Origin of the sequence: Micromonospora siamensis, from assembly GCF_900090305.1 — a bacterium.
GTDB classification, from domain to species: domain Bacteria; phylum Actinomycetota; class Actinomycetes; order Mycobacteriales; family Micromonosporaceae; genus Micromonospora; species Micromonospora siamensis.
In genome coordinates this window covers 3,598,514-3,619,826 of sequence record NZ_LT607751.1, presented here as the reverse complement: position 1 = coordinate 3,619,826, position 21,313 = coordinate 3,598,514, and the positions used below count along the sequence as shown (strand labels likewise).

At 74.6% G+C, this 21,313-nt stretch carries 21 protein-coding genes; 12 read left to right on the top strand and 9 right to left on the bottom strand.

The window, feature by feature from the left end; all coding sequences use genetic code 11:
* Positions 1-66: 66 nt before the first annotated feature.
* Positions 67-2,865: a DEAD/DEAH box helicase gene (locus tag GA0074704_RS16720; RefSeq protein WP_088971368.1), complete on the bottom strand. Its 2,799-nt coding sequence runs from the start codon at positions 2,863-2,865 to the stop codon at positions 67-69.
* A gap of 85 nt (positions 2,866-2,950) precedes the next feature.
* Here GA0074704_RS16720 and GA0074704_RS16715 point away from each other — a divergent pair, with 85 nt between their 5' ends.
* A complete protein-coding gene (locus GA0074704_RS16715) occupies positions 2,951-3,721 on the top strand; it encodes an HAD family hydrolase (RefSeq protein WP_377472145.1) in 771 nt (256 codons plus the stop codon).
* Positions 3,722-3,797: 76 nt separating this feature from the next.
* Entirely contained in the window at positions 3,798-4,532 is a 735-nt protein-coding gene (locus GA0074704_RS16710) for a TetR/AcrR family transcriptional regulator (RefSeq protein WP_231926482.1), read from the top strand.
* A 54-nt stretch (positions 4,533-4,586) separates the two neighbouring features.
* Here GA0074704_RS16710 and GA0074704_RS16705 read toward each other — a convergent pair whose 3' ends face one another.
* A complete protein-coding gene (locus GA0074704_RS16705) occupies positions 4,587-5,690 on the bottom strand; it encodes an IS30 family transposase (protein ID WP_088971366.1) in 1,104 nt (367 codons plus the stop codon).
* A 139-nt stretch (positions 5,691-5,829) separates the two neighbouring features.
* Between GA0074704_RS16705 and GA0074704_RS16700 the strand changes: the two genes are divergently transcribed.
* Positions 5,830-6,861: an EamA family transporter gene (locus GA0074704_RS16700; RefSeq protein ID WP_377471110.1), complete on the top strand. Its 1,032-nt coding sequence runs from the start codon at positions 5,830-5,832 to the stop codon at positions 6,859-6,861.
* Here GA0074704_RS16700 and GA0074704_RS16695 read toward each other — a convergent pair.
* The 3 genes from GA0074704_RS16695 to GA0074704_RS16685 form a co-directional block, all read right to left on the bottom strand.
* Positions 6,824-7,750 carry a diacylglycerol kinase gene (locus GA0074704_RS16695; RefSeq protein ID WP_088971365.1) on the bottom strand — a complete coding sequence of 309 codons (927 nt, stop codon included), beginning with the start codon at positions 7,748-7,750 and terminating at the stop codon, positions 6,824-6,826. The genes GA0074704_RS16700 and GA0074704_RS16695 overlap by 38 nt on opposite strands.
* An 83-nt stretch (positions 7,751-7,833) precedes the next feature.
* Complete coding sequence (locus GA0074704_RS16690) at positions 7,834-8,484, bottom strand: fasciclin domain-containing protein (protein WP_088971364.1); 651 nt, start codon at positions 8,482-8,484, stop codon at positions 7,834-7,836.
* Between the two features lie 113 nt (positions 8,485-8,597).
* A complete protein-coding gene (locus tag GA0074704_RS16685; RefSeq protein ID WP_088971363.1) occupies positions 8,598-9,641 on the bottom strand; it encodes a zinc-dependent alcohol dehydrogenase family protein in 1,044 nt (347 codons plus the stop codon).
* 236 nt (positions 9,642-9,877) lie between these two features.
* Here GA0074704_RS16685 and GA0074704_RS16680 point away from each other — a divergent pair, with 236 nt between their 5' ends.
* A complete protein-coding gene (locus GA0074704_RS16680; protein ID WP_088971362.1) occupies positions 9,878-10,063 on the top strand; it encodes a hypothetical protein in 186 nt (61 codons plus the stop codon).
* A gap of 111 nt (positions 10,064-10,174) precedes the next feature.
* Positions 10,175-11,434 (top strand): kynureninase, encoded by a 1,260-nt coding sequence (gene kynU / locus GA0074704_RS16675; protein WP_088973740.1) that lies wholly within the window; start codon positions 10,175-10,177, stop codon positions 11,432-11,434.
* A gap of 7 nt (positions 11,435-11,441) precedes the next feature.
* Here the strand turns inward: kynU and GA0074704_RS16670 are convergent, their stop codons facing one another.
* Positions 11,442-11,744 carry a GNAT family N-acetyltransferase gene (locus GA0074704_RS16670; RefSeq protein ID WP_088971361.1) on the bottom strand — a complete coding sequence of 101 codons (303 nt, stop codon included), beginning with the start codon at positions 11,742-11,744 and terminating at the stop codon, positions 11,442-11,444.
* A gap of 59 nt (positions 11,745-11,803) precedes the next feature.
* Here GA0074704_RS16670 and GA0074704_RS16665 point away from each other — a divergent pair, with 59 nt between their 5' ends.
* Positions 11,804-12,688, top strand: coding sequence for an ABC transporter substrate-binding protein (locus GA0074704_RS16665; protein WP_088971360.1), 885 nt, complete (start codon positions 11,804-11,806; stop codon positions 12,686-12,688).
* A 6-nt stretch (positions 12,689-12,694) separates the two neighbouring features.
* Here the strand turns inward: GA0074704_RS16665 and GA0074704_RS16660 are convergent, their stop codons facing one another.
* From GA0074704_RS16660 to GA0074704_RS16650, 3 genes are read right to left on the bottom strand one after another with little or no spacing between them, the layout of a single operon-like run.
* A complete protein-coding gene (locus GA0074704_RS16660) occupies positions 12,695-13,624 on the bottom strand; it encodes a diacylglycerol/lipid kinase family protein (RefSeq protein ID WP_088971359.1) in 930 nt (309 codons plus the stop codon).
* Between the two features lie 47 nt (positions 13,625-13,671).
* The gene (locus GA0074704_RS16655; protein WP_088971358.1) at positions 13,672-14,901 is read right to left on the bottom strand and encodes an RNA polymerase sigma factor; all 1,230 of its coding nucleotides are present in this window, start codon (positions 14,899-14,901) and stop codon (positions 13,672-13,674) included.
* The gene (locus GA0074704_RS16650; protein ID WP_088971357.1) at positions 14,898-15,239 is read right to left on the bottom strand and encodes a YciI family protein; all 342 of its coding nucleotides are present in this window, start codon (positions 15,237-15,239) and stop codon (positions 14,898-14,900) included. The genes GA0074704_RS16655 and GA0074704_RS16650 overlap by 4 nt, the downstream gene beginning before the upstream one ends.
* A gap of 175 nt (positions 15,240-15,414) precedes the next feature.
* Here GA0074704_RS16650 and GA0074704_RS16645 point away from each other — a divergent pair, with 175 nt between their 5' ends.
* The 6 genes from GA0074704_RS16645 (at position 15,415) to GA0074704_RS16620 (ending at position 21,258) form a co-directional block, all read left to right on the top strand.
* Positions 15,415-15,732, top strand: a complete 318-nt coding sequence (locus GA0074704_RS16645) for a hypothetical protein (protein ID WP_088971356.1) — start codon at positions 15,415-15,417, stop codon at positions 15,730-15,732.
* A gap of 146 nt (positions 15,733-15,878) precedes the next feature.
* Positions 15,879-17,417, top strand: coding sequence for an ABC transporter substrate-binding protein (locus GA0074704_RS16640; RefSeq protein WP_088971355.1), 1,539 nt, complete (start codon positions 15,879-15,881; stop codon positions 17,415-17,417).
* A gap of 16 nt (positions 17,418-17,433) precedes the next feature.
* Positions 17,434-18,378, top strand: a complete 945-nt coding sequence (locus tag GA0074704_RS16635; protein ID WP_088971354.1) for an ABC transporter permease — start codon at positions 17,434-17,436, stop codon at positions 18,376-18,378.
* Complete coding sequence (locus GA0074704_RS16630; protein ID WP_088971353.1) at positions 18,375-19,256, top strand: ABC transporter permease; 882 nt, start codon at positions 18,375-18,377, stop codon at positions 19,254-19,256. Before GA0074704_RS16635 ends, GA0074704_RS16630 begins: the two co-directional genes overlap by 4 nt.
* Positions 19,253-20,236 (top strand): ABC transporter ATP-binding protein, encoded by a 984-nt coding sequence (locus tag GA0074704_RS16625; protein ID WP_088971352.1) that lies wholly within the window; start codon positions 19,253-19,255, stop codon positions 20,234-20,236. Before GA0074704_RS16630 ends, GA0074704_RS16625 begins: the two co-directional genes overlap by 4 nt.
* Entirely contained in the window at positions 20,233-21,258 is a 1,026-nt protein-coding gene (locus GA0074704_RS16620; RefSeq protein ID WP_088971351.1) for an ABC transporter ATP-binding protein, read from the top strand. Before GA0074704_RS16625 ends, GA0074704_RS16620 begins: the two co-directional genes overlap by 4 nt.
* Positions 21,259-21,313: the final 55 nt, after the last annotated feature.

Sequence of the window (21,313 nt, the reverse complement as noted above, 5' to 3'; positions counted from 1 at the left end):
GGGGGTGCTGTCGCGGTAACCCTGCGCAGTCCCGTCGGCGGGACTACCGATGACCGATAGTGACCATCATCCGACGTGGTACGCGAGCACTCCCCGGTTCACCGCGGCGATCGCCTGGCGGGCGGTGGCCCGCAGCTCGACCGACGCGCCGCCGGAGTCGGCGAGCTGGCCCAACAGGTCGACGACCTGGCGTGCCCACCGGACGAAGTCGCCGGCCGGCATCTCGCCCTCGATCTGGTGGCCGCTGGCCAGCACCTTGGCCAGCGGCTCGCCCCGGGCCCAGCGGTAGATCGGCCAGGCGAAGCCGAGGTCCGGCTCGCGGGTGCCCGCCAGCCCACGGTCGGCCTCGTCGGTCTCGATCTCGCCCCACAGCTTGAGCGTCTCGCCGACCGCGTCGGAGACCGGACCGCGCGGCAGCCCGGCCCGCTCGTCGACGTCCCGGCGCGCCTCGAACACCACCACCGACACGGCGGCGGCCAGCTCGGCCGGGGAGAGCCCGTCCCAGACGCCACGCCGCAGGCACTCGGCGACCAGCAGGTCAGCCTCGGTCCAGATCCGGCCGAGCATCCGGCCCGCGTCGGTGACCGTGCCCTCCGCGGCGAGGTAACCGCGGGCGGTCAGCAGCGCCACGATCCGGTCGAAGGTACGGGCCAGCGAACCGGTCCGCCCGGCGACCCGCTGCCGCAGCTCCTCGGTGTCGCGTTCCAGCCGGCGCCGCCGCTCCGCCCAGCGGGCGTGCTCCTCCCGCTCCGGGCAGGAGTGGCACGGGTGCCGGCGCAACTCGCCACGGAGCTGGCTGAGCCGGTGGTCCTCCCCGGCGGCCTGCCGGGACCGGCCGCCCCGGCGACCGCCGTGCCGGTCCAGGCCGGTGCCGCTGACCTCCGCGGCCAGGTCCCTACGGGCGGCCGGCGAGCGGTGGTTGAAGTGCTTCGGCACCCGGATCCGGGCGAGCACCTCGGCCGGGGTGGTGAAGTCGCCGGGGCTGACCCGGCCGGCCCAGCGGTCCTGGGTGAGCACCAGCGGGCGCGGCTCGCCGAAGCCTCCGGTGGCCGGGTCGAGCACCACGGCGAGACCGGCCCGCCGCCCGGACGGCACCCGGATCACGTCACCGACCCGCAGCCGCTCCAGCGACGCCACGGCGGCCGCCTTGCGCTGGGTCTGCCCCTGCCGGGCGATGGCGCGTTCCCGCTCGGTGATCGCCACCCGCAGTGCGAAGTACTCGTCGAAGTCGCCGTGGTGGCAGGCCGCCTCCGCGCCGTACGCCTCCATGGTCTCGGTGTTGCGCTGCACCTGCCGGGCCAGGCCGACCACCGACCGGTCCGCCTGGAACTGGGCGAACGACGACTCCAGCAGCGCCCGGGCCGGCTCCGCGCCGACCGTCCCGACCAGGTTGACCGCCATGTTGTACGACGGCCGGAAGCTGGACCGCAGCGGGTAGGTGCGGGTGGAGGCCAGGCCGGCGACGTGCCGGGGGTCGGTCTCCGGCGACCAGACCACGACCGCGTGCCCCTCGACGTCGATGCCCCGCCGGCCGGCCCGCCCGGTGAGCTGCGTGTACTCCCCCGGGGTCAGGTCGACGTGCGCCTCGCCGTTGTACTTGACCAGGCGTTCCAGCACCACGCAGCGGGCCGGCATGTTGATGCCCAGCGCCAGGGTCTCGGTGGCGAAGACCGCCTTGACCAGGCCGCGGACGAAGAGCTCCTCGACGATCTCCTTGAACACCGGCAGCATGCCGGCGTGGTGGGCGGCCAGGCCGCGCTCCAGGCCGTCGAGCCACTCCCAGTAGCCGAGCACCGACAGGTCCTCGCCGGGGATGGCGGTGACCCGGGACTCGACCACCCGGCGGATCTCGGCCCGCTCCTCCGGTGAGGTCAGCCGCAGGCCGGCGGCGAGGCACTGCTGCACGGCGGCGGCGCAGCCGGCCCGGCTGAAGATGAACAGGATCGCCGGCAGCAGGCCCTCCCGGTCCAGCCGGTCGACGATGTCCGGGCGCATCGGGCCGCGCCACCGGGGGCCACGGCGTCCGCCGCCCGGGCCGGCGCTGCGCCCCTCGCCCAGCTCGAGGCGGCGCACCGTGTCCCGGGTGTAGCGCAGCAGCTCCGGGTGCACGTCGTGCTTGCGCGCCGCGTCGGCGTCGTGGAACAGGTCGAACATCCGCTTGCCGACCAGCATGTGCTGCCACAGCGGGACGGGCCGGTGCTCACTGACCACCACGGCTGTCTCGCCGCGCACGGTGACCAGCCAGTCGGCGAACTCCTCGGCGTTGGAGACGGTCGCCGACAGCGAGACCAGGGTGACCGAGGCGGGCAGGTGGATGATCACCTCTTCCCACACCCCGCCGCGGAACCGGTCGGCCAGGTAGTGCACCTCGTCCATCACCACGTAGGCGAGGCCCTCGAGGGTGCTGGAGCCGGCGTAGAGCATGTTGCGCAGCACCTCGGTGGTCATCACCACCACCGGCGCGTCGCCGTTGATCGCGTTGTCGCCGGTGAGCAGGCCGACCTGCTCGGCGCCGTACCGGTCGACCAGGTCGTGGTACTTCTGGTTGGACAGCGCCTTGATCGGCGTGGTGTAGAAGCACTTGCGCCGGGTGGTGCCGGACGGACCACCGTCGGCCACCGACGGCTGCGCGGGCGTGCCACGCAGGGCAAGGTGTACGGCGAACTCGCCCACCACCGTCTTGCCGGCGCCGGTCGGGGCGCAGACCAGCACGCCGCTGCCCCGCTCCAGGGACTGGCACGCCTCCCGCTGGAAGTCGTCCAGGTCGAACCCCAGATCGCGGGCGAACTCGTCCAGGGCCGGGAACTCGGATGCGTACGCGGCCCGGCGGCGCGCCGCGGCGTACCGCTCGGCGGGACTCGACATGTCACCAAGATTAATGCGTGCGCCGACATGCCACCCGGCAAGGCGTCCGGACGGACCGTCCGGGGCGGTCGGTAGGGTGCACGGCGTGCCGGACCATGCCCGATACACCCACGATCCCACCCCGGGGGACGCCGACGACGCCGTCGACCCGCGGGTGCCCCGCCGACCGGTGGAGGCCGTGCTCTTCGACTTCCACGGCACCCTGGCCCAGGTGGAGGACGCCCGCGACTGGGTCACCGCCGCCGCGGCCACGTGCGGGGTGACCCTGGAGCGGGCCCGGGCCACCGTGCTGGCCGACCGGCTGCTCATCGCCGGCCGGGCCGGCGGGCCGATGCCGACCCGGGTGCCACCGCCGCTCGCCGAGCTCTGGGCCGACCGGGACCTCTACGAGTACGCGCACCGCGGCGCGTACACCGGCCTGGCCGCCACCGTCGACGCCGGCATCGACGGACTGGCCGAGGCGCTCTACGAGCGGGTGCTGGTGCCCGAGGGCTGGGTGCCGTACCCGGACGTCGAGGCGGTGCTCAAGGGCCTGCGTCAGGCCGGCGTCAAGGTGGCGGTGGTGAGCAACGTCGGCTTCGACGTCCGGCCGCTGGTGGCCGCCTGGGGGCTGGCCGACCTGGTCGACGCCTACGCCCTGTCGTACGAGGTGGGGCGCTGCAAGCCCGACCCGGGGATCTTCCTGCGCGCCTGCGGGATGCTCGGCGTCGACCCGGAGCACGCGCTGATGGTGGGCGACACGCCGGCAGACGCCGGCGCGGTGCACGCCGGCTGCGCGGTGCTGGTGCTGCCCTGCGCCGACCCCGGTCGCAGCAACGGCCTCGGCGCGGTCCTTGACCTGGCCCTACGCGACTGATCGTTAGCACCGATAACCGAGGAACAGCTCTCGCGTTAACGGGCGGCGCTAACCCCTCGGCGTTATCGTCGCTGTCGTGAACACGCTGGACAGCTCACCCCGGGACCGGATCGTGCGGGCCGCCGCCACGCTGCTCGCCGAGGGCGGCCGGGACGCCGTCTCCACCCGGGCGGTGACCCGCGCCGCCGGCGTGCAGGCCCCCACCATCTACCGCCAGTTCGGCGACATGCGGGGCCTGCTGGACGCGGCGGCGAGCTACGGCTTCGCCGCGTACCTGCACGCCCAGGCCGCCCGCGAGCCGGCCGCCGATCCGGTCGACGACCTGCGCGCCGGCTGGGACATGCAGGTCGAGTTCGGCGTCGCGAACCCCGCCTTCCACACGCTGATGTACGGCGATCCCCGCCCCGGCGTGCAGAGCACCGCCGCCCGGGTCGCCGCCGACATCCTGCGCCAACTGGTCACCCGGGTGGCCGAGGCCGGCCGGCTGCGTACCGGTGTGGACCGGGCCGCCGCCATGATCCACGCGGCCGCCTGCGGGGTCACCCTCACCCTGATCCAGACCCCGGAGCCCGACCGCGATCCGCAGCTGTCGCCGACCACCCGGGAGGCGATGCTGGCCGCCGTCTGCAGCGACAGCGCGCTGGCCCGCGCCCACCGTCCCCAGCCGGCGGTACGCCACGCCGTCGCCCTCCGCGCCGCCCTGCCCACCCTCGCCACCGACCTCACGCCCGCCGAACGCGCCCTCCTGGACGAGTGGCTGGCCCGCCTCGGCTCACCCCCTCCCCCCGGACCCACCGCCACATCTGGTTGATCATGAAGTTTGCGGCACCGAAAGAGAGGCGGGGTCAAGGGGTGAGTGCAATCGTTAGGCGGTGATGAGGTGAGCCAGACGCTGGGCTGGGGTGTTCCAGTCCAGCGTCTGTCGGGGGCGGGTGTTGAGTTCGTGGGCGACCTCGTCCAAGCCGTTCTGGTCGATGGTGCGGAAGTCGTAGCTGCTCTTGGGGAAGTACTGGCGTAGCAGCCCGTTGGTGTTTTCGTTGGTGCCGCGTTGCCAGGGGCTGTGGGGGTCGCAGAAGTAGACCGGGCAGCCGGTGGCGACGGTGAACACGGGGTGGGTGGCCATTTCCACGCCTTGGTCCCAGGTCAGCGACCGGCGCAGGTGCGTGGGCATGCGGGTGGCCAGGTTGGTGAGCACACCGATGACGGCTTCGCTGTCGCGGCCGTGGGGTAGGGCGCCGAGCATCACGTAACGGGTGGCTCGTTCCACCAGGGTCACGATCGCTGAGGCGCCGGCCTTGCCGATGACCAGGTCACCTTCCCAGTGCCCGGGCACCGCCCGGTCGGTGACCTCCGCGGGCCGGGTGCTGATGTGCAGGTCTGCGATCCAGGGCCGCCGACGGCGAGCGGCGCCCGCGGCACGTGACTGCGGACGCCGCTGGGCGCGTCCCGACCGTAGCGCTACCTGCCGGGTCAACTCGGCCCTCAGATTGCCTCGCGACTGCACGTAGATCGCCTGGTAGATCGTCTCGTGGGACACCTGCAACTCCGGCCGGTCGGCGAACGTGGCCCGCAACCACGCGGCGATCTGCTTCGGAGACCACCTACGGGCCAGTTTCCCCGCCACCACCTGCCGCAGCCGCGTACCGACCGCCAGCTTCGCCCTCGCCGGCCGCCGCCTGGCCGCGTCAGCCCGCCGCTGCGCCCACTGCGCCTGATAACCCCACCGATACGGGCGGCGCCCCCGCCCATGCGGCAGTGACCGCCCCAGCGGGTTCTTCGTCCCGTGCCGCGCACTGTTGTTCCGCGCCACCTCCCGCGACACCGTGCACACCGGCACCCCGAGAACCCCCGCGATCTGCGAGATCGTCCGACCAACCCCCCACAAATGCTCCAACACCTGCCGATGCCCGAACGTCAACACACCCGGCCTCGCCACCAGCACCTCCAGCCCAACCAAGATCAGTTGCACTGAAGCCTAGAAACCGCCAGATCCACATCGCCGCCAACTTCATGATCAACGCTGCTGGGCGGCCGAGGGTGGGCGACGGACGGCACCATCGGGCGGGGCGCGGTGTGCGCCGTGGGGTGCCGGGCCTAGCCTCGCAGGGGTGAGCCATGCCGCCCGTTCCGCGTCGATCCCCGCCCCCGGCCCGGCGGGAACCGGGCCGAGCGTCGCGGGCCCGGGGGGAACCGGGCCGAGCGTCGCGGGCCCGCCGGCGTCCGGGCCGAGCGCCACCGGCCGGGCCGGGAGTGGGCGGATCGGCGCGATCGGGCTGGTGCTCGGCGGGGCGCTGTCGGTGCAGTTCGGCTCGGCGGTCGCCGCGTCGATCTTCCCCCGCACCGGGGTGTCCGGTGCGGTGACGCTGCGGCTGACCCTCGGGGCGCTGGTGATGCTGCTGGTCTGCCGGCCCCGGCTGCGCGGGCACGACCGCGCGGACTGGGCGGCGGTGGCCGCCTTCGGGCTGGCCCTGGCCGGAATGAACTCGATCTTCTACCACGCGATCGAGCGGATCCCGCTCGGTCCGGCGGTCACCCTGGAGGTGCTCGGCCCGCTCGCGCTGTCGGTGTTCGCCGCCCGCCGGCTCGCCGCCTGGTGCTGGGCGGGCCTGGCCCTGGCCGGGGTGGCCCTGCTCGGCCAGGGTGGCTTCGAACGCCTCGACCCGGTGGGCGCGGCGCTGGCGCTCGGCGCCGGGGCGCTGTGGGCGGCGTACATCGTCTGCTCGGCGCGGGTCGGCGGACGGTTCCCCCGCGCCGACGGCCTGGCCCTCGCGCTCGCGGTGGCGGCGCTGGTGACCCTGCCGATCGGGCTGCTGGACGCCGGCGCCCGGCTCTGGCATCCGGCCGTGCTCGGGCTCGGCGCCGGGTTGGCGCTGCTCGCCTCGGTCCTGCCGTACACGTTGGAGCTGCTGGCGCTGCGCCGGCTGCCCACCGCCACCTTCGCCGTGCTGATGAGCCTGGGGCCGGCGATCGCCGCCCTGGCCGGCTGGCTGGTGCTCGGGCAGGCGCTCCACGTCCGCGAGATGGTCGCCATCGCACTGGTGATCGCCGCCAGCATCGGTGCGGTCCGCGCCGGCGGGCCCGCGAAGGCGCCGCCGCCACCGGTCAGCGCAGCAGCCGCACCGCCGCCGGCACCGCGCTGATCCGCACCGGCAGGTCCAGCGAACGCTCGCCGTCGGCGTACGTGGTGATGCCCTCGGCGGCCACCTCGACCGTACGGGCCCGGTAGCTGCGCACCAGCGGATGGGAGACGTGGGTGCCCCGGTAGATCCGCGGTTTCACCCGGATCAGGGTGCGCCGGTCGAACTCCCCGCCCACCACCACGTCCAGCAGCCCGTCGGTCGGGTCGGCGGCCGGGCAGATCCGCATCCCACCGCCGTAGCTGGCGCAGTTCCCGACGGCCACCAGCACCGCGTCGACCCGGTGCTCCTCGCCGTCGAGCCGCAGCACGTAGCGGCGCGGGCGCAGCCGGGCCAGCTCCACCAGGATCGCCAGGTCGTACCGGCGGGGGCCGCGGGGACGGCGCATCCGGTTGGCGCGCTCGTTGACGATCGCGTCGAAGCCGGCGGCGAGCACCGCGCCGTACCAGCGGTCACCGCCGTCGGCGGTGGTCATCCGGGCCAGGTCGACCGGTCGGCTGCGGCCCTCGCGCAGCGCCGCGGCGATCGCCTCGGCGGCGGCGAGCGGGTCGGCCGGGAAGCCGGTCTCGACGGCGAAGTCGTTGCCGGTGCCGGCCGGGACCGGCCCGAACGGCACGGCGGTGCCGGCGACCGCCTGCAGCGCCCGGTGCACCGTGCCGTCACCGCCGACCGCGACCAGGGCGCCGGCGCCGGCGGCGACCGCCGCGTGGCAGGCCGCCTCCGCCTCCTGCGGGGTGGCCGCCGGGAGCAGTTCGACGGGACGCCCCCCGTCGGCCAGCCGCTTCAGCACCTCGGGCAGCAGCCCCCGGTGCCGGCCCCGGCCGGCGGTGGGGTTGGCGAGCACGGCGACGGGGCCGGGCGGAACATGATCGTGCGCGGTCACGGCGAGCACCGTACGGCACCGGCCGCGCCGGCCACCAGGGCCGACGCGAACGGCGCCCGGCCGGGCCGGGCGCCGTCGCGGGAGCGTACGGGTCAGGGCAGGTCGATCGGGCGCAGCACCCGGTCGACCGCGTGGGCGATCTGCTTGTTGCCCCGGTTGATGTCGAAGACCACCACGCGGGCGTTCCGGTCGCTGGTGTCGGCGTCGACCAGCCGCACCTGCCGGCCGAACCAGGTGTGCCGCACGTCCACCTCGACGGTGGCGCCCAGCGCGGTGGTCAGGTCGGCCCCGTCGGCCTTCAGCGCCGCCTTCCGGTCGATCGTGGCGCCCGGCACCACGTGGTAGAGCAGCACGTTCTCCACGGTGTCGATGCCGAGGCCGGCGACCGCGGTGAACGCCGCCTGCTCGCTGGGCAGCCGGTGCGCGCCGGTGAGATCGCGGACCAGCTCCCGGAACGCGGCGTCGGTGGGCACGAACGCGGTCAGTGCGACCGTCCCGTCGGTGAGCACCTTCACCGGCGAGTCGGGCTTGGCCTCCAGCACCGCGAGCACCGCCGCGGTGAGCACGTCGAAGTCCCGGGAGTTGTGGTCGAAACCCCCGGTGTCGCGGGTCAGCACCGCGGCCAGCGACCGGTTGCCGAGGTCCCGGCCGGAGGCCTGAGCGGGTACGGCGACGGCGGTCGCGGCCACGGCGGTGGCCATCGCGCCCACGGCGAGCCGGGCGGCGAGTCGGGCGATCTTCATCGGTGAGCCTTTCGTCGAGGCGACCAGATCAGTGACGTCTCGTCACGACCCTTGCTTCGCCCGCGACGGCGGGTACGGATGCAGTCACCGGGGACGTTTTCCGCCCGGACGACTCAGAAGGCGATCCGGACCTTCAGTGCCGTCCGCTCGTCCATCGCCCGGTAGCCCTCGGGCACCTCGTCCAGCCCGACCACCCGGTCGAAGACCGGCGACGGGTCGATCGTGCCGTTCAGCACGTCGGCCAGCAGCTCCGGGATGTACGCCCGGGCCGGCGCGACCCCGCCGCCGACGGCCACGTTGCGGCCGAACATCTGGCCGATGTCGACGCCGGCGCTGCCGCCGTGCGGGACGCCGACGTAGCCGACCGCGCCGCCGTCGCGGGCGATGGAGATGGCCGTACGCATCGACTGTTCGGTGCCCACGGCCTCGAGCACGGCGTGCGCGCCCTGCCCCTTGGTCAGCTCCCGCACCGCGGCGATCGCCGCCTCGCCGCGCTCGGCGACCACGTCGGTGGCGCCGAAGGTGCGGGCGATGTCGGTGCGGGCGGTGTGCCGCCCCAGCGCGATGATCTGCTCGGCGCCCAGCCGCTTCGCGGCCAGCACCCCGCACAGCCCGACCGCCCCGTCGCCGACGACGGCGACGGTGACCCCGGGGCGGACCCGGGCGGCCAGGGCGGCGTGGTGGCCGGTGGACATCACGTCCGACAGCGCCAGCATCGCGGCGAGCAGTCGCTCGTCGCCGGCCGCCTCGGCGGGCAGCCGCACCAGGGTGCCGTCGGCGTACGGGACGCGCACGGCCTCGCCCTGCCCACCGTCGGAGCCGGCGGAGCCCCAGAAGCCGCCGTGCGGGCAGGAGGTGTGCAGGCCCTCCCGGCAGAAGTCGCAGACCCCGTCGGACCAGACGAACGGCGCCACCACCAGGTCGCCGACCCGCACCGAGGTGACCTCGGCGCCGGTGGCCTCCACCACGCCCAGGAACTCGTGGCCGATCCGCTGGCCGGCCTCCCGCTTGGCGACCCCCCGGTACGCCCACAGGTCGCTGCCGCAGATGCAGGCGCTGACCACGCGGACCACCGCGTCGGTGGGGTTGCGGACGGTCGCGTCGGGCACCTGCTCGACGCGGATGTCGTTCGGTCCGTGGATCACGGTTGCGCGCATGGGCCGTCCTCGGGATCGACAGTGATCGGTGGCGGGTCCGCGCCGCGGAAGGGGGTGCGGCGGCGGCCCGCCCGACGGTAGTCCGGCGATCGACCGGGTGCCGCTCACCGGGCGCCCGCCGTGTCCGGGCTCACCCTCGGGCCCGGCGCGCGGCAGCGCACCGGGCGTCACCGGCGGACAATGCCGTCCGGGCCGCGCTGGCCGGCCTGCGGCTGGATCCCCGGGTACGCCAGGAGGTGACCGCCGCCGACGGCCGGGTCGGGGTGGCGCTGCGGGCCACCCGCTACGACTGCCTGGTCGCCCGGGTCACCGTCGACGGGGCGCAGCTCTGGCGCCCGTCCCGGGTCCAGCTCGCCCCCGGCGAGCTGTCCTGCACGGCCGGCCTGGCGTTCGGGGCGCAGTTCGGCCGCTCGCCGCACTGATCCGGTCCCGCCGGATGGGCACCGGTGGCGGTCCCCGCCGGCCCGGTCGCGGGGCCGCCTAGGCTGGCTCCGGTCGCCCGCCGACGGCGACGGTCATGCCGAGGAGTGCACGTGCAAGACGAGTTCCCCCGTTACCGGTGCAAGGAGTGGGACGCCGAGGATCCCCTCGCCGACCTGCGGGACCGGTTCGTCATCGCCGACGACCAGCTGATCTATCTGGACGGCAACTCGCTGGGCCGGCTGCCGGCGGCCACCCCGGAGCACCTGGCGCGGCTGGTCCGCGACGGCTGGGGCGAGCGGCTCGTGCGGGGCTGGCCGACGTGGATCGAGTGGGCCGGGCGGATCGGCGACCGGATCGCCGCGCACGCCGTCGGCGCCCGTCCGGGCGAGGTGGCGGTCTCCGACTCGACCTCGGTGAACCTCTACAAGCTCGCCGCGGCGGCGCTGGACGCGAACCCCGGCCGGCGTACCGTCCTGGTCGACGCCGAGGACTTCCCCACCGACCGGTACGTCCTGCAGGGGCTGGCCGAGGCGCGCGGGCTCACCCTGACGATGCTCCCCTCCGACCTCGACGAGGGGCTCGACCCGCGGACCCTGATCGACGCGCTGACCGAGGACGTCGCCCTGGTGGTGCTCTCGGCCGTGTCGTACCGGTGCGGGGCGCTGCTGGACATGGCGGCGGTGAACGCGGCGGCCCGCGAGGTCGGCGCGTACGTGCTGTGGGACCTGTCGCACGCGGTGGGGTCGGTGCCGATCGAGCTGACCGCGAGCGGCGCCGACCTGGCCGTCGGCTGCACCTACAAATACCTGAACGGCGGTCCGGGTGCGCCGGCATTCCTCTACGTGCGCCGGGAGCTGCAGCAGCGGCTGCGCCAGCCGATCCAGGGCTGGTTCGGCCAGCGCGACCAGTTCGCGATGGGCCCGCACTACGAACCGGTGCCGACGCTGGACCGGTTCCAGGTGGGCACCCCGCCGATCCTCGGGATGGCGGCGCTGGACCCGGCCCTGGACGTGCTCGCCGAGGCCGGCGTCGACCGGGTCCGGGCCAAGGGGGTACGCCTGGGCGAGCTGATCGTCGACCTGGCCGACGCCTGGCTCACCCCGTACGGCTTCACGGTCGCCTCCCCGCGCGACCCGGCGCGGCGGGGCAGCCACGTCTCGCTGCACCACCCGGAGGCGCTGCGGATCTCCCGGGCCCTCGCCGAGGCGGGGGTGGTCGGCGACTACCGGGCCCCGGACCGGCTGCGGCTCGGGCCGGCGCCGCTCTACACCCGCTTCGTGGACGTGTGGGACGCGATGGACCGGCTGCGCGACATCGTCGAGCGGCGGGCGTACGAGCAGGTTCCGGGCGAGCCGTCCCGGGTGACCTGAGCGGCGGTCACTTCACCTTGCGGGTGGAGCGGACGACGATGTCCTCGTACTCCGGGTGGCGGGTCAGCCACTCGGCGATGAACGGGCAGATCGGCACCACCATCCGGTTGCGGGCCCGGGCGTCGTCCAGCACCGCCCGGGCCAGGGTGGACCCGACGCCCTTGCCCTCGAACTCCGGCTCCACCTTGGTGTGGGTGTAGGCGATGATCGCGCCGGTCAGCTGGTAGGTGACCACTCCGGCGACGGCCCCGGTCTCGTCGCGCGCCTCGAACCGCTCCCGCTCCGGCGCGTCTGTCACGGTGAACTGCACCCCGCCATCCAACCACGCCTCGCCGGAGCGACCCCGGCCGCGCCTGGCAGGATGGCCCGATGCGTCTGGTCTCGCTGCTGCCCTCCGCCACGGAGATCGTCTACGCCCTGGGGCTCGGTGACGAGCTGGTCGGGGTCACCTTCGAGTGTGAGGTGCCGGCCGCCGACCGGGCCGGCAAGGCGGTGGTGGTGGGCGGCCGGGACACCCGCGGGATGACCCCGGGCGAGATCGACGCGTACGTGCGGGAGCGGGCGGCGGCCGGGGCGGACCTGTACACGCTGCACCGCGACGCGCTCGCCGGGCTGGACCCGGAACTGATCGTCACCCAGGACCTGTGCCGGGTCTGCGCGCTGCCGTCGGGGCAGGTGTCGGCCGCCCTGGAGCATCTCGGCTGCCGCGCCGACGTGCTCTCGCTGGACCCGCACACCCTGGACGAGGTGTTCGACACCGTGCTCGCGGTGGGTGAGCGGGCGGGCGTACCCGATCGGGCGCACGCCCTGGTGGACGGCCTGCGCGCCCGGCTTGCGGCGGTCTCGGCGGCGGTCGCCGGCCGGCACCGGCGGCGGGTCGCGGTGGTGGAGTGGGTGGACCCGCCGTTCCCGGGCGGGCACTGGGTGCCCGACCTGGTGACCGCCGCCGGCGGCCAGCCGGTCGCGGGCCGGCCCGGGCAGCGGTCGGCGCCGACCACCTGGGCCGAGCTGGCCGCCGCCGACCCGCAGGTCGTGCTGGTCACCCCGTGCGGGTTCCACCTCGACGGCGCGGTCGAGCAGGCCCGGACAGTCGCCGGCCGGTTCCCCGGCGCCGAGGTCTGGGCGGTCGACGCCGACGCGCTGATCGTCCGGCCGGGCCCGCGTCTGGTCGACGGCGTCGAGGCGATCGCCGCGATCCTGCACCCGGACGCCGTGCCGGCCGCACCGGCGGGCAGCGTCGCCCGGGTCGCCTGAGGCGCCTCAGCGGTCGGGGCTGTCGGCCGGGGCCATCACCCGCAACGCGTTGACGTCCAGTCCGATCCGGACCGGGGTGGTGCCGCAGAGCTCGCCGTCCACCTCGACCCGGGCCGGGCGGTCGGTCTCCAGCCACAGCTCCCCGACGGCGAGGAACGGCTCGTCGGCGAGGCTGCGGCGGTGGCCGGTGGCGGCGTTGCGGGTGGTCTCGCGCAGCAGGCCGCGCCGGGTGGCCCCACCGACCGGGTACGCCACCAGCAGCCCGTCGTCGGCGTTCGCGTCCGCGGTGATGGGCCGGCCGGCCTGGAAACCGCCGTTGGCGACGTACAGCTGGTGGGTGACCAGCTCCCGCGCGGTGTCGCGGGCCCGCAGCGTGACCCGCAGCGGCCGGTGCCGGGCCAGCAGCGCCAGCGCCGTCGCCGGGTACGCCAGCCGGCCGGTGAGCCGCTTCAGCCGCGGCGGCGTGCGGAGCATGATGTCGGCGGACAGGCCCACCCCGACGTGGTTGGCGAACCGTGTCCCGCCGATCAGGCCGAGGTCGACGTCGATCACCTTGCCGCCGGTGAGCACCCCGACCGCGGCGTCGAGGTCGAGCGGCACGCCGACGGTGCGGGCGAAGTTGTTGGTGGTGCCCAGCGGCAGCAGCCCCAGCGCGATGTCGCGGTGGGCGAGCAGCCGGGCGGCGGTGCCGAGGGTGCCGTCGCCGCCACCGGCGACCAGCAGGTCGGGGCCCAGGTCGGCGGCCTCGGCGAGCTGCCTCTCCAGCTCGCCCGGACGGTCCACCGGGCAGTCCCGGACCAGGGTGAACCCGGCGGCGAGCAGCCGGGACCGGGCGCCGTCGTAGAGCCGGCGACCGCGCCGGGAGTGGGCGTTGACCACCAGGGCGGCCCGCCGCTGCTCGTGGATGGCCGCCCCCAGCTCCTGCTTGGTCCGCATGGGCACCGAGCCTATCCGCCGGCGCCCACCCGCCCGCCGGTGTGCCGCTACGGCGCCAGCTCCGCGGCCCGGTCCAGCAGCGCCCGCCGCTGCGCGGGGCCGTGGGCCTGCTCGGCGGCGCGGCGGAACAGCTCGGCGGCCCGCGGGGCGTCGCCGTGCCGGGCGGTGAGGTGGGCCTCCGCGGCGGTGGCGTCGGCGTTGCCGGCCAACCCTCCACCGTCGCGGGCCGCGGCGAGCAGCCGCAGTCCGGCCGCCGGCCCGTACGCGTGGCCGTGGGCGACCGCCCGGTTCAGCGCCACGACCGGGCTGGGATGCAGCCGCAGCAGCGCGTCGTACGCGGTGGCGACGGCCGCCCAGTCGGTCCGCGCCGTGCTCGGCGCGGTGGCGTGGCAGGCGGCGATCCGGGCCTGCCAGGCGTACGGGCCGTCGGGCAGGCCGGCCAGGACCTCCCGCGCCTCGCCGATGGCGGCGGCGTCCCACCGGGCCCGGTCCTGCCGGTCGAGGGTGAGCAGGTTGCCGTCGGCGTCCCGGCGGGCCGCGCGGCGGGAGTGGTGCAGCAGCAGCAGCGCCAGCAGCGCGGCGACCTCCGGCTGCTCCGGCATCAGCCGGGCCACCAGGCGGGTCAGCCGGATCGCCTCGTCGGCGAAGGCCGGCTCCCCGTCGGCGTCGTGACCGAGGGTGAACAGCAGGTAGAGCACGGCCAGCACACCGGGCAGCCGCTCTGGCAGCGCCGGCCCGCTGGGCACCCGGTACGGGATGCCGGCCGCCCTGATCCGGGTCCTGGCCCGGGTGAGCCGACGGGTCATCGTGGCCTCGCCCACCAGCAGGGCGCGGGCGATGTCGGCGGTGGGGACACCGAGGACCGTGCGCAGGGTCAGCGCCACCCGGTCGGCGAGGCGCAGCGCCGGATGGCAGCAGGTGAAGACGAGCCGCAGCCGGTCGTCCACCAGGTCCTCCCCCTCCCCCGGCTCACCGTCCTCGGCGTCGGTGAGGGTGAGCACCGCGAGGTCGCGCAGCTTGCGCCGCTCCACCGAGGCGCGGCGCAGCACGTCCAACGCCCGGTTGCGGGCCACCGTCATCAGCCAGCCGCCCGGGTTGGCCGGTACGCCGTCGCGCGGCCAGCGCTCCAGGCCGGCCGCGAGGGCCTCCTGGGCGCAGTCCTCGGCGAGTGCCCAGTCCCCGGTGACCCGGATCAGTGCGGCGACGATCCGCGGGTACGACTCGGCGCCCGCGACCGCGGCGGCCTGCGCCACCGCGGTCGGCCGGGTGTCGGTCACGCGGGCTCGGGCAGGTCGACCAGCGGGCGCAGCTCCAGGCGGCCCGCGTACGCCATCGGGTGGGCCCGGGCCACCTCGATCGCCTCGTCGAGGTCGGCGCACTCGAGCAGGTCGAACCCGACGATCAACTCCTTGGTCTCGGCGAACGGGCCGTCGGAGACCAGCAGGTCCCCGTCGCGGACCCGCACGGTGGTGGCGGCGGCGGCCGGGCCGAGGACGCTGCCGTCCAGCCGCCGGCCGTTGGCGTCGTTGTCGGCCACCCACTTCTCGATGTCGGGGTGGGCGGCGGTGTCGGGGTCCGGCTCGGTGTCGGTGCAGACGAACATCAGGTACTTCATCGTGGACGCTCCTCGGTTGTGGGGCTCTGACCAGGGTGACGAACGGCCACCGTCGAACCGGACAGCACCGGCGGAGAAATTCTGGACCAGGTTGTCGCCGAGGTCACGCCCCGGATGGTCGTTTACCGACCGGCCGTCGGGAAATGCTGGAAGGACGTCGACCGGAGGAGCACCGATGGCCAACAGCAGCCGACCCAGCCAGTCCCGCCCCCTGCCCGCCGGGGTGACCGACCCGCTGCTCTGGCGGCTCGCCGAGGACGTCGCCGCGGCCCACCAGCCGGACGAGAACGGCACCTGCCGCAACCTGCTCTGCGCCGGCCAGCAGGTGCCGTGCGGCCCGCTGGCCAACGCCGAGCGGGCGCGCCAGCTCGCCGGTGGCGAACCGACGGGCGACCGGCCGAGCGGGTCCCGCCGGGGCTGGCCGCTGACCGGCGAGCGGCGCGGCCCGACGTCGCAGCGGCCGGACCGCCGCCGGTCCCGCTCCGCGGCCTGACCCACCACCATCGAGGCTGATCATTAACGGACTTCTCCCGTACGCACCACAAGGGGCGGTCGGCGGCCTTTCCCACCATTGATTGACATCACCTCCGATTCGCAGAACGATGGCACCTTCGTTCCGCGAGGCATCGGAGGGGGACCGTGTCCAGAATCGGATCCAGGTTGATCGGCGCCGCACTCGCCCTCGCGCTGGGGGCTGCCGGCGGATGCAGCTCCGGCGAGGGCGTCGACGTCGACGGCGGGGCCGCCCAGGGGGGCGCCGGCGGAGTGCTGACCGCCGCGATCGGCGGCGAACCCGACCAGCTCGACCCGCATCGGACCTCGGCTTACTACAGCTTCGAGGTGTTGGAGAACGTCTACGACACCCTGGTCGAGCCGGACGAGAACCTGCGGATGCAGCCGTCGCTGGCGACGAAGTGGACCACCAGCGCCGACCAGCTCACCTGGACGTTCACCCTGCGCGAGGGGGTGAGGTTCTCCGACGGGTCGCCGCTGACCGCCGAGGACGTCAAGTACTCCTACGACCGCATCGTCGGCGAGAAGCTGAACGCGGCGTACAAGTTCGCCACGGTGAAATCGGTCGCGGCGCCGGATCCGACGACGGTGGTCGTCACCCTCTCCGCGCCCACCCCCAACCTGCTGGCCAACCTCGGCGGGTTCAAGGGCGTCGCCATCGTCGAGAGGTCCAACGTCGAGTCCGGCGCGATCAAGACGAAGCCGGTCGGCAGCGGCCCCTTCGCGGTCGCGTCGTACACCTCCGGCGACAGCATCAAGCTGGTCCGCAACGACAACTACTGGAACACCAAACCGAAGCTTTCCGGGGTCACCTTCACCTTCGTGAAGGACCCGACGGTGGCGTTGCAGAACCTGCGCGGCGGCGAGGCCCAGTGGACCGACAACCTGCCGCCGCAGCAGGTCCCGGCGCTGGCCGACGGCGGCGAGATCACCGTGCAGCGCAAGCCGTCGGCGGACTACTGGTACCTGGCGCTCAACCAGGCCCGCAAGCCGTACGGCGACGTGAACGTGCGGCGCGCGGTCGCCTTCGCCCTGGACCCGGCCGCGATCACCAAGGCCGCCAAGTTCGGGCTGGCCACCGTCAACCAGACCGCCATCCCCAAGGGCAGCTCCTGGTACTACGAGTACGCGCCGTACCGGCACGACCCGGAGCAGGCCAAGCGGCTGCTCGGTGCGGCCGGGGTGAGCGGGCTGACCATGGACCTGATGGTGACCAGCGAGTACCCGGAGACGGTCAGCGCCGCGCAGGTGATCGCCGCCCAGCTCAAGCAGGTCGGGATCACCGTGAAGATCCGTACCCTGGACTTCGCCCAGTGGCTCGACGAGCAGGGCAAGGGCACCTTCGACGCGTTCATGCTCGGCTGGCTGGGCAACATCGACCCGGACGAGTTCTACTACGCCCAGCACCACAGCGGCGGCACCTTCAACTTCCAGAAGTACCGCAACCCGGCGGTGGACAAGCTGCTCGACGACGCCCGTACGCAGACCGACCAGGGCGCCCGCAAGCAGGCGTACGACCAGGCGGCGAAGCAGATCGTCGACGACGCCAGCTACATCTACCTCTACAACCCGGACGTGGTGCAGGGCTGGTCGAAGAAGGTCACCGGCTACCAGGCCCGCACCGACCGGGCGATCCGCTTCCGCGACGTCGCCCTGGCCAAGTGACCCGGCGGGAGGCGCGGTGAGCCGCTTCGTCCTGCGCCGGCTGCTCCAGTCGGCCGTCGTTCTGCTCGGGGTGACGCTGGTGGTCTTCCTGCTGCTGCAACTGGTCCCCGGCGACCCGGTCCGGGTGGCGCTGGGCACCCGCTTCGACCCGCAGACGTACGAGGCGCTGCGGGCCCGGGCCGGACTGGACCGGCCGCTGGTCGCTCAGTACGTCAGCTACGTCGGCCGGGCCGTCACCGGTGACCTCGGGGTGAGCTTCCGCAGCGGCCAGCCGGTCACCCGGATCGTGCTGGAACGCCTGCCGGCGACCCTGTCGCTGGCGCTGACCGCCGTGCTGATCGCGGTGCTGGTCGCGTTCCCGCTCGGCGTGCTCGCCGCCATGCGCAGCGGCTCGGCGCTGGACCACGCCGCCCGGGTGTTCAGCCAGTTCGGCGTCTCGGTGCCCGACTTCTGGATGGGCATCATGGGCATCCTGCTCTTCGCCGGTGTGCTCGGCTGGCTGCCGCCGTCGGGCTACGTGCCGCTCACCGAGGATCCGGCGGGCTGGCTGGCGCACGTGCTGCTGCCCGCCGCCACGGTGGGGCTGGTCACCGCCTCCATCCTCACCCGGTTCATCCGCTCCTCGGTGCTGGAGGTGCTGTCGGCCGACTACGTCCGCACCGCCGAGGCCAAGGGGCTGCGCGCCCGGGTGGTGGTGCTGCGGCACGTGCTGCGCAACGCCCTGATCCCGGTGGTCACCGTCGTCGCGGTCCAGCTCGCCAGCCTGCTCGGCGGAGTGATCGTGGTCGAGGTGCTCTTCGCCTGGCCCGGCATCGGCCGGCTCACCTACGACGCCGTCCAGGCCCGCGACTATCCGGTGCTCCAGGGCGCGGTGCTGCTGGTCGCCGCGCTGTTCCTGCTGATGAACCTGCTGGTGGACATCCTCTACGCCCGCCTCGACCCGCGGATCACCGCCCGATGAGCGCCGCCCGGGACAGCCAGGCGCGCCGTGCCCTGTCGGCGCTGCGGCACGATCCGCCCGCGGTGAGCGGCGCCGTGGTGCTGCTCGCCCTGGTGGTGGTGGGGATCGCCGGGCGGTGGTTCGCCCCGGCCGGCGTCAACGACGTCGACGTCGACCAGATGCTGCATCCGCCGAGCTGGGCGCACCCGTTCGGCACCGACGAGCTCGGCCGCGACGTGCTCAGCCGGGTGCTGGTGGCCGCCCGGGTCTCGCTGGAGGTCGGGGTGGTCAGCGTCGGCATCGCGCTGCTGGTCGGCGCGGGCATCGGCCTGCTGGCCGGGTACTACCGCGGCTGGGTCGACAACGTGCTGATGCGCGGCATGGACGTGCTGTTCGCCTTCCCGGTGCTGCTGCTGGCCGTGGCCATCGTGGCGGTCCTCGGCCCCGGCCTGCTCACCGCCATGATCGCGATCGGCGTGGTCTACACCCCGATCTTCGCCCGGGTCACCCGGGCCGGCGTGCTCTCCGTACGGGAGCAGGTCTTCGTCCGGGCCGCGGTCTCCATCGGCGCCTCGGACCTGCGGATCATCCGCCGGCACGTGCTGCCGAACATCGCCGCGCCGCTGATCGTGCAGACCTCGCTGTCGCTGGCCTTCGCCATCCTCTCCGAGGCGGCGCTCTCCTTCCTCGGCCTGGGCATCCAGCCGCCCGCCCCGGCCTGGGGCCGGATGCTCTTCGACGGGCGCGGCTTCGTCACCGAGGCCTGGTGGCTGGGCTTCTTCCCGGGCGCGGCGATCTTCCTGACCGTGCTCGCCTTCAACCTGGTCGGGGACGCGCTGCGCGACGTGCTGGACCCCCGTCAGCTGACCCTCGGCGAGGCATCGAGGAGCACCACGTGACCGACGACCGACCCGTGCTCGCCGTCGAGGAACTGACCGTCACCCTGGGGACCCGCTCCGGGGCGGCCCGCGCCGTGGCCGGCGTCGACTGGTCCGTCCAGCCGGGCCGTACCCTGGCCCTGGTCGGCGAGTCGGGCAGCGGCAAGACGATGAGCGTGCTCGCCGCCACCGGCCTGGCGCCCCGTACCGCCCGGGTCACCGGCCGGGTGCGGCTGCTGGGCGAGGAACTGACCGCGCTGGACCCGCGACGGCGCCGGCAGCTGCGCGGCCGGCACGTCGGTTTCGTCTTCCAGGACCCGATGACGTCGCTGAACCCGGTGCTGACCGTCGGCCGGCAGGTCACCGAGGCGTGCGAGGAACACCTCGGGATGAGCCGCCGGCAGGCCCGCGACCGGGCCGTGGAGCTGCTGGACCTGGTCGGCATCCCGTCGGCGGCCCGCCGGGTCGACGACCACCCGCACCAGTTCTCCGGCGGGATGCGGCAACGGGTGGTGATCGCGATGGCGCTGGCCTGCGACCCGGCGCTGCTGATCGCCGACGAGCCGACCACCGCCCTGGACGTCACCACCCAGGCGCAGATCGTCGAGCTGGTCGCCGGGTTGCAGCAGCGGCTCGGGACCGCCGTCGTCTGGATCACCCACGACCTCGGCGTGGTCGCCGGGGTCGCCGACACCGTGGCGGTCATGTACGGCGGCCGGATCGTCGAGCAGGGGCCGGTCGACGCGGTCTTCGCCGCGCCCGGGCACCCGTACACCCGGGCCCTGCTGGCGGCCCGGCCACGGCCCGGCGGCGCGGGCGACGACCTGCCGGCCATCCCCGGCGCTCCACCCAGCCCGCTGGAGCTGCCGGCCGGCTGCGCCTTCTGGCCGCGCTGCCCGGTGCGCGGCGACGCCCGCTGCGAGCACGAGCTGCCGCCGCTGACGCCGGTCGGGCCGGACCATCGGGTACGCAGCTTCTACCGTGCCGGGGAGGACCGATGAGCGCCGAGGTGGTCGCCGAGCTGGACGACCTGAAGGTGTGGTTCCCGGCGGCCGGTGGCGCGGTCCGGGCGGTGGACGGGGTGTCGCTGCGGATCCACCGCGGCGAGACGCTCGGGCTGGTCGGCGAGTCCGGCAGCGGCAAGTCCACCACCGGGCTGGCCCTGCTGCGGCTGGTCGACCCCACCGCCGGGCGGGTCCGGGTGGCCGGGCAGGACGTGACCGGCTGGTCGAGGCGCCGACTGCGCGGCGTACGCCGGAAGGTGGCCATGGTGTTCCAGGACCCGCAGGCGTCACTGGACCCGCGGCACACCGTGGCGGCCAGCGTCGCCGAGCCGCTGGTGGTGCACCGGCTGGCCGGTGACGCCGACGCGCGGCGGCGGCGGGTCGACGAACTGCTCGACCTGGTGGGGTTGCGCCGAGAGCTCGGCGGCCGGCACCCGCACGAGCTTTCCGGGGGCCAGCGGCAGCGGGTCGGCATCGCCCGGGCGCTGGCCGGTGAGCCCGACCTGATCGTGCTGGACGAGCCGATCGCGTCGCTGGACCTGAGCGTGCAGGCACAGATCATGAACCTGCTGCGCCGGCTGCAACGCGAACTGGGCCTGACCTACCTGTTCATCTCGCACGACCTGGCCGCGGTCGAGCACATGAGCGACCGGGTGGCCGTGATGTACCTGGGGCGGATCGTGGAGACGGGCAGCCCGGCGCAGCTCTGGCAGCGGCCGGCCCACCCGTACACCGCCGCGCTGCTGTCGGCGATCCCGGAGGCCGACCCAGCGGTGGAACGGCACCGGCGGCGGATCATCCTCGCCGGTGACATCCCCAGCCCGGTGGACCCGCCGAGCGGCTGCCGGTTCCGGACCCGCTGCCCCAGCGCCCGACCCGACTGCGCCGACACCGACCCGGCGCTGGAACCGGTGGCCGACAGCGACCCGGCGCTGGAACCGGTGGCCGGTGACCACCGGGCCGCCTGCCGGTACGCCGGTCAGGCGGTCCGGGAGATGCGGGAGACCGCCACCCCCTGAGACGGAAACGGTGAACGCCGCCCCCGCGACCGGGGGCGGCGTTCACCGTCGATGC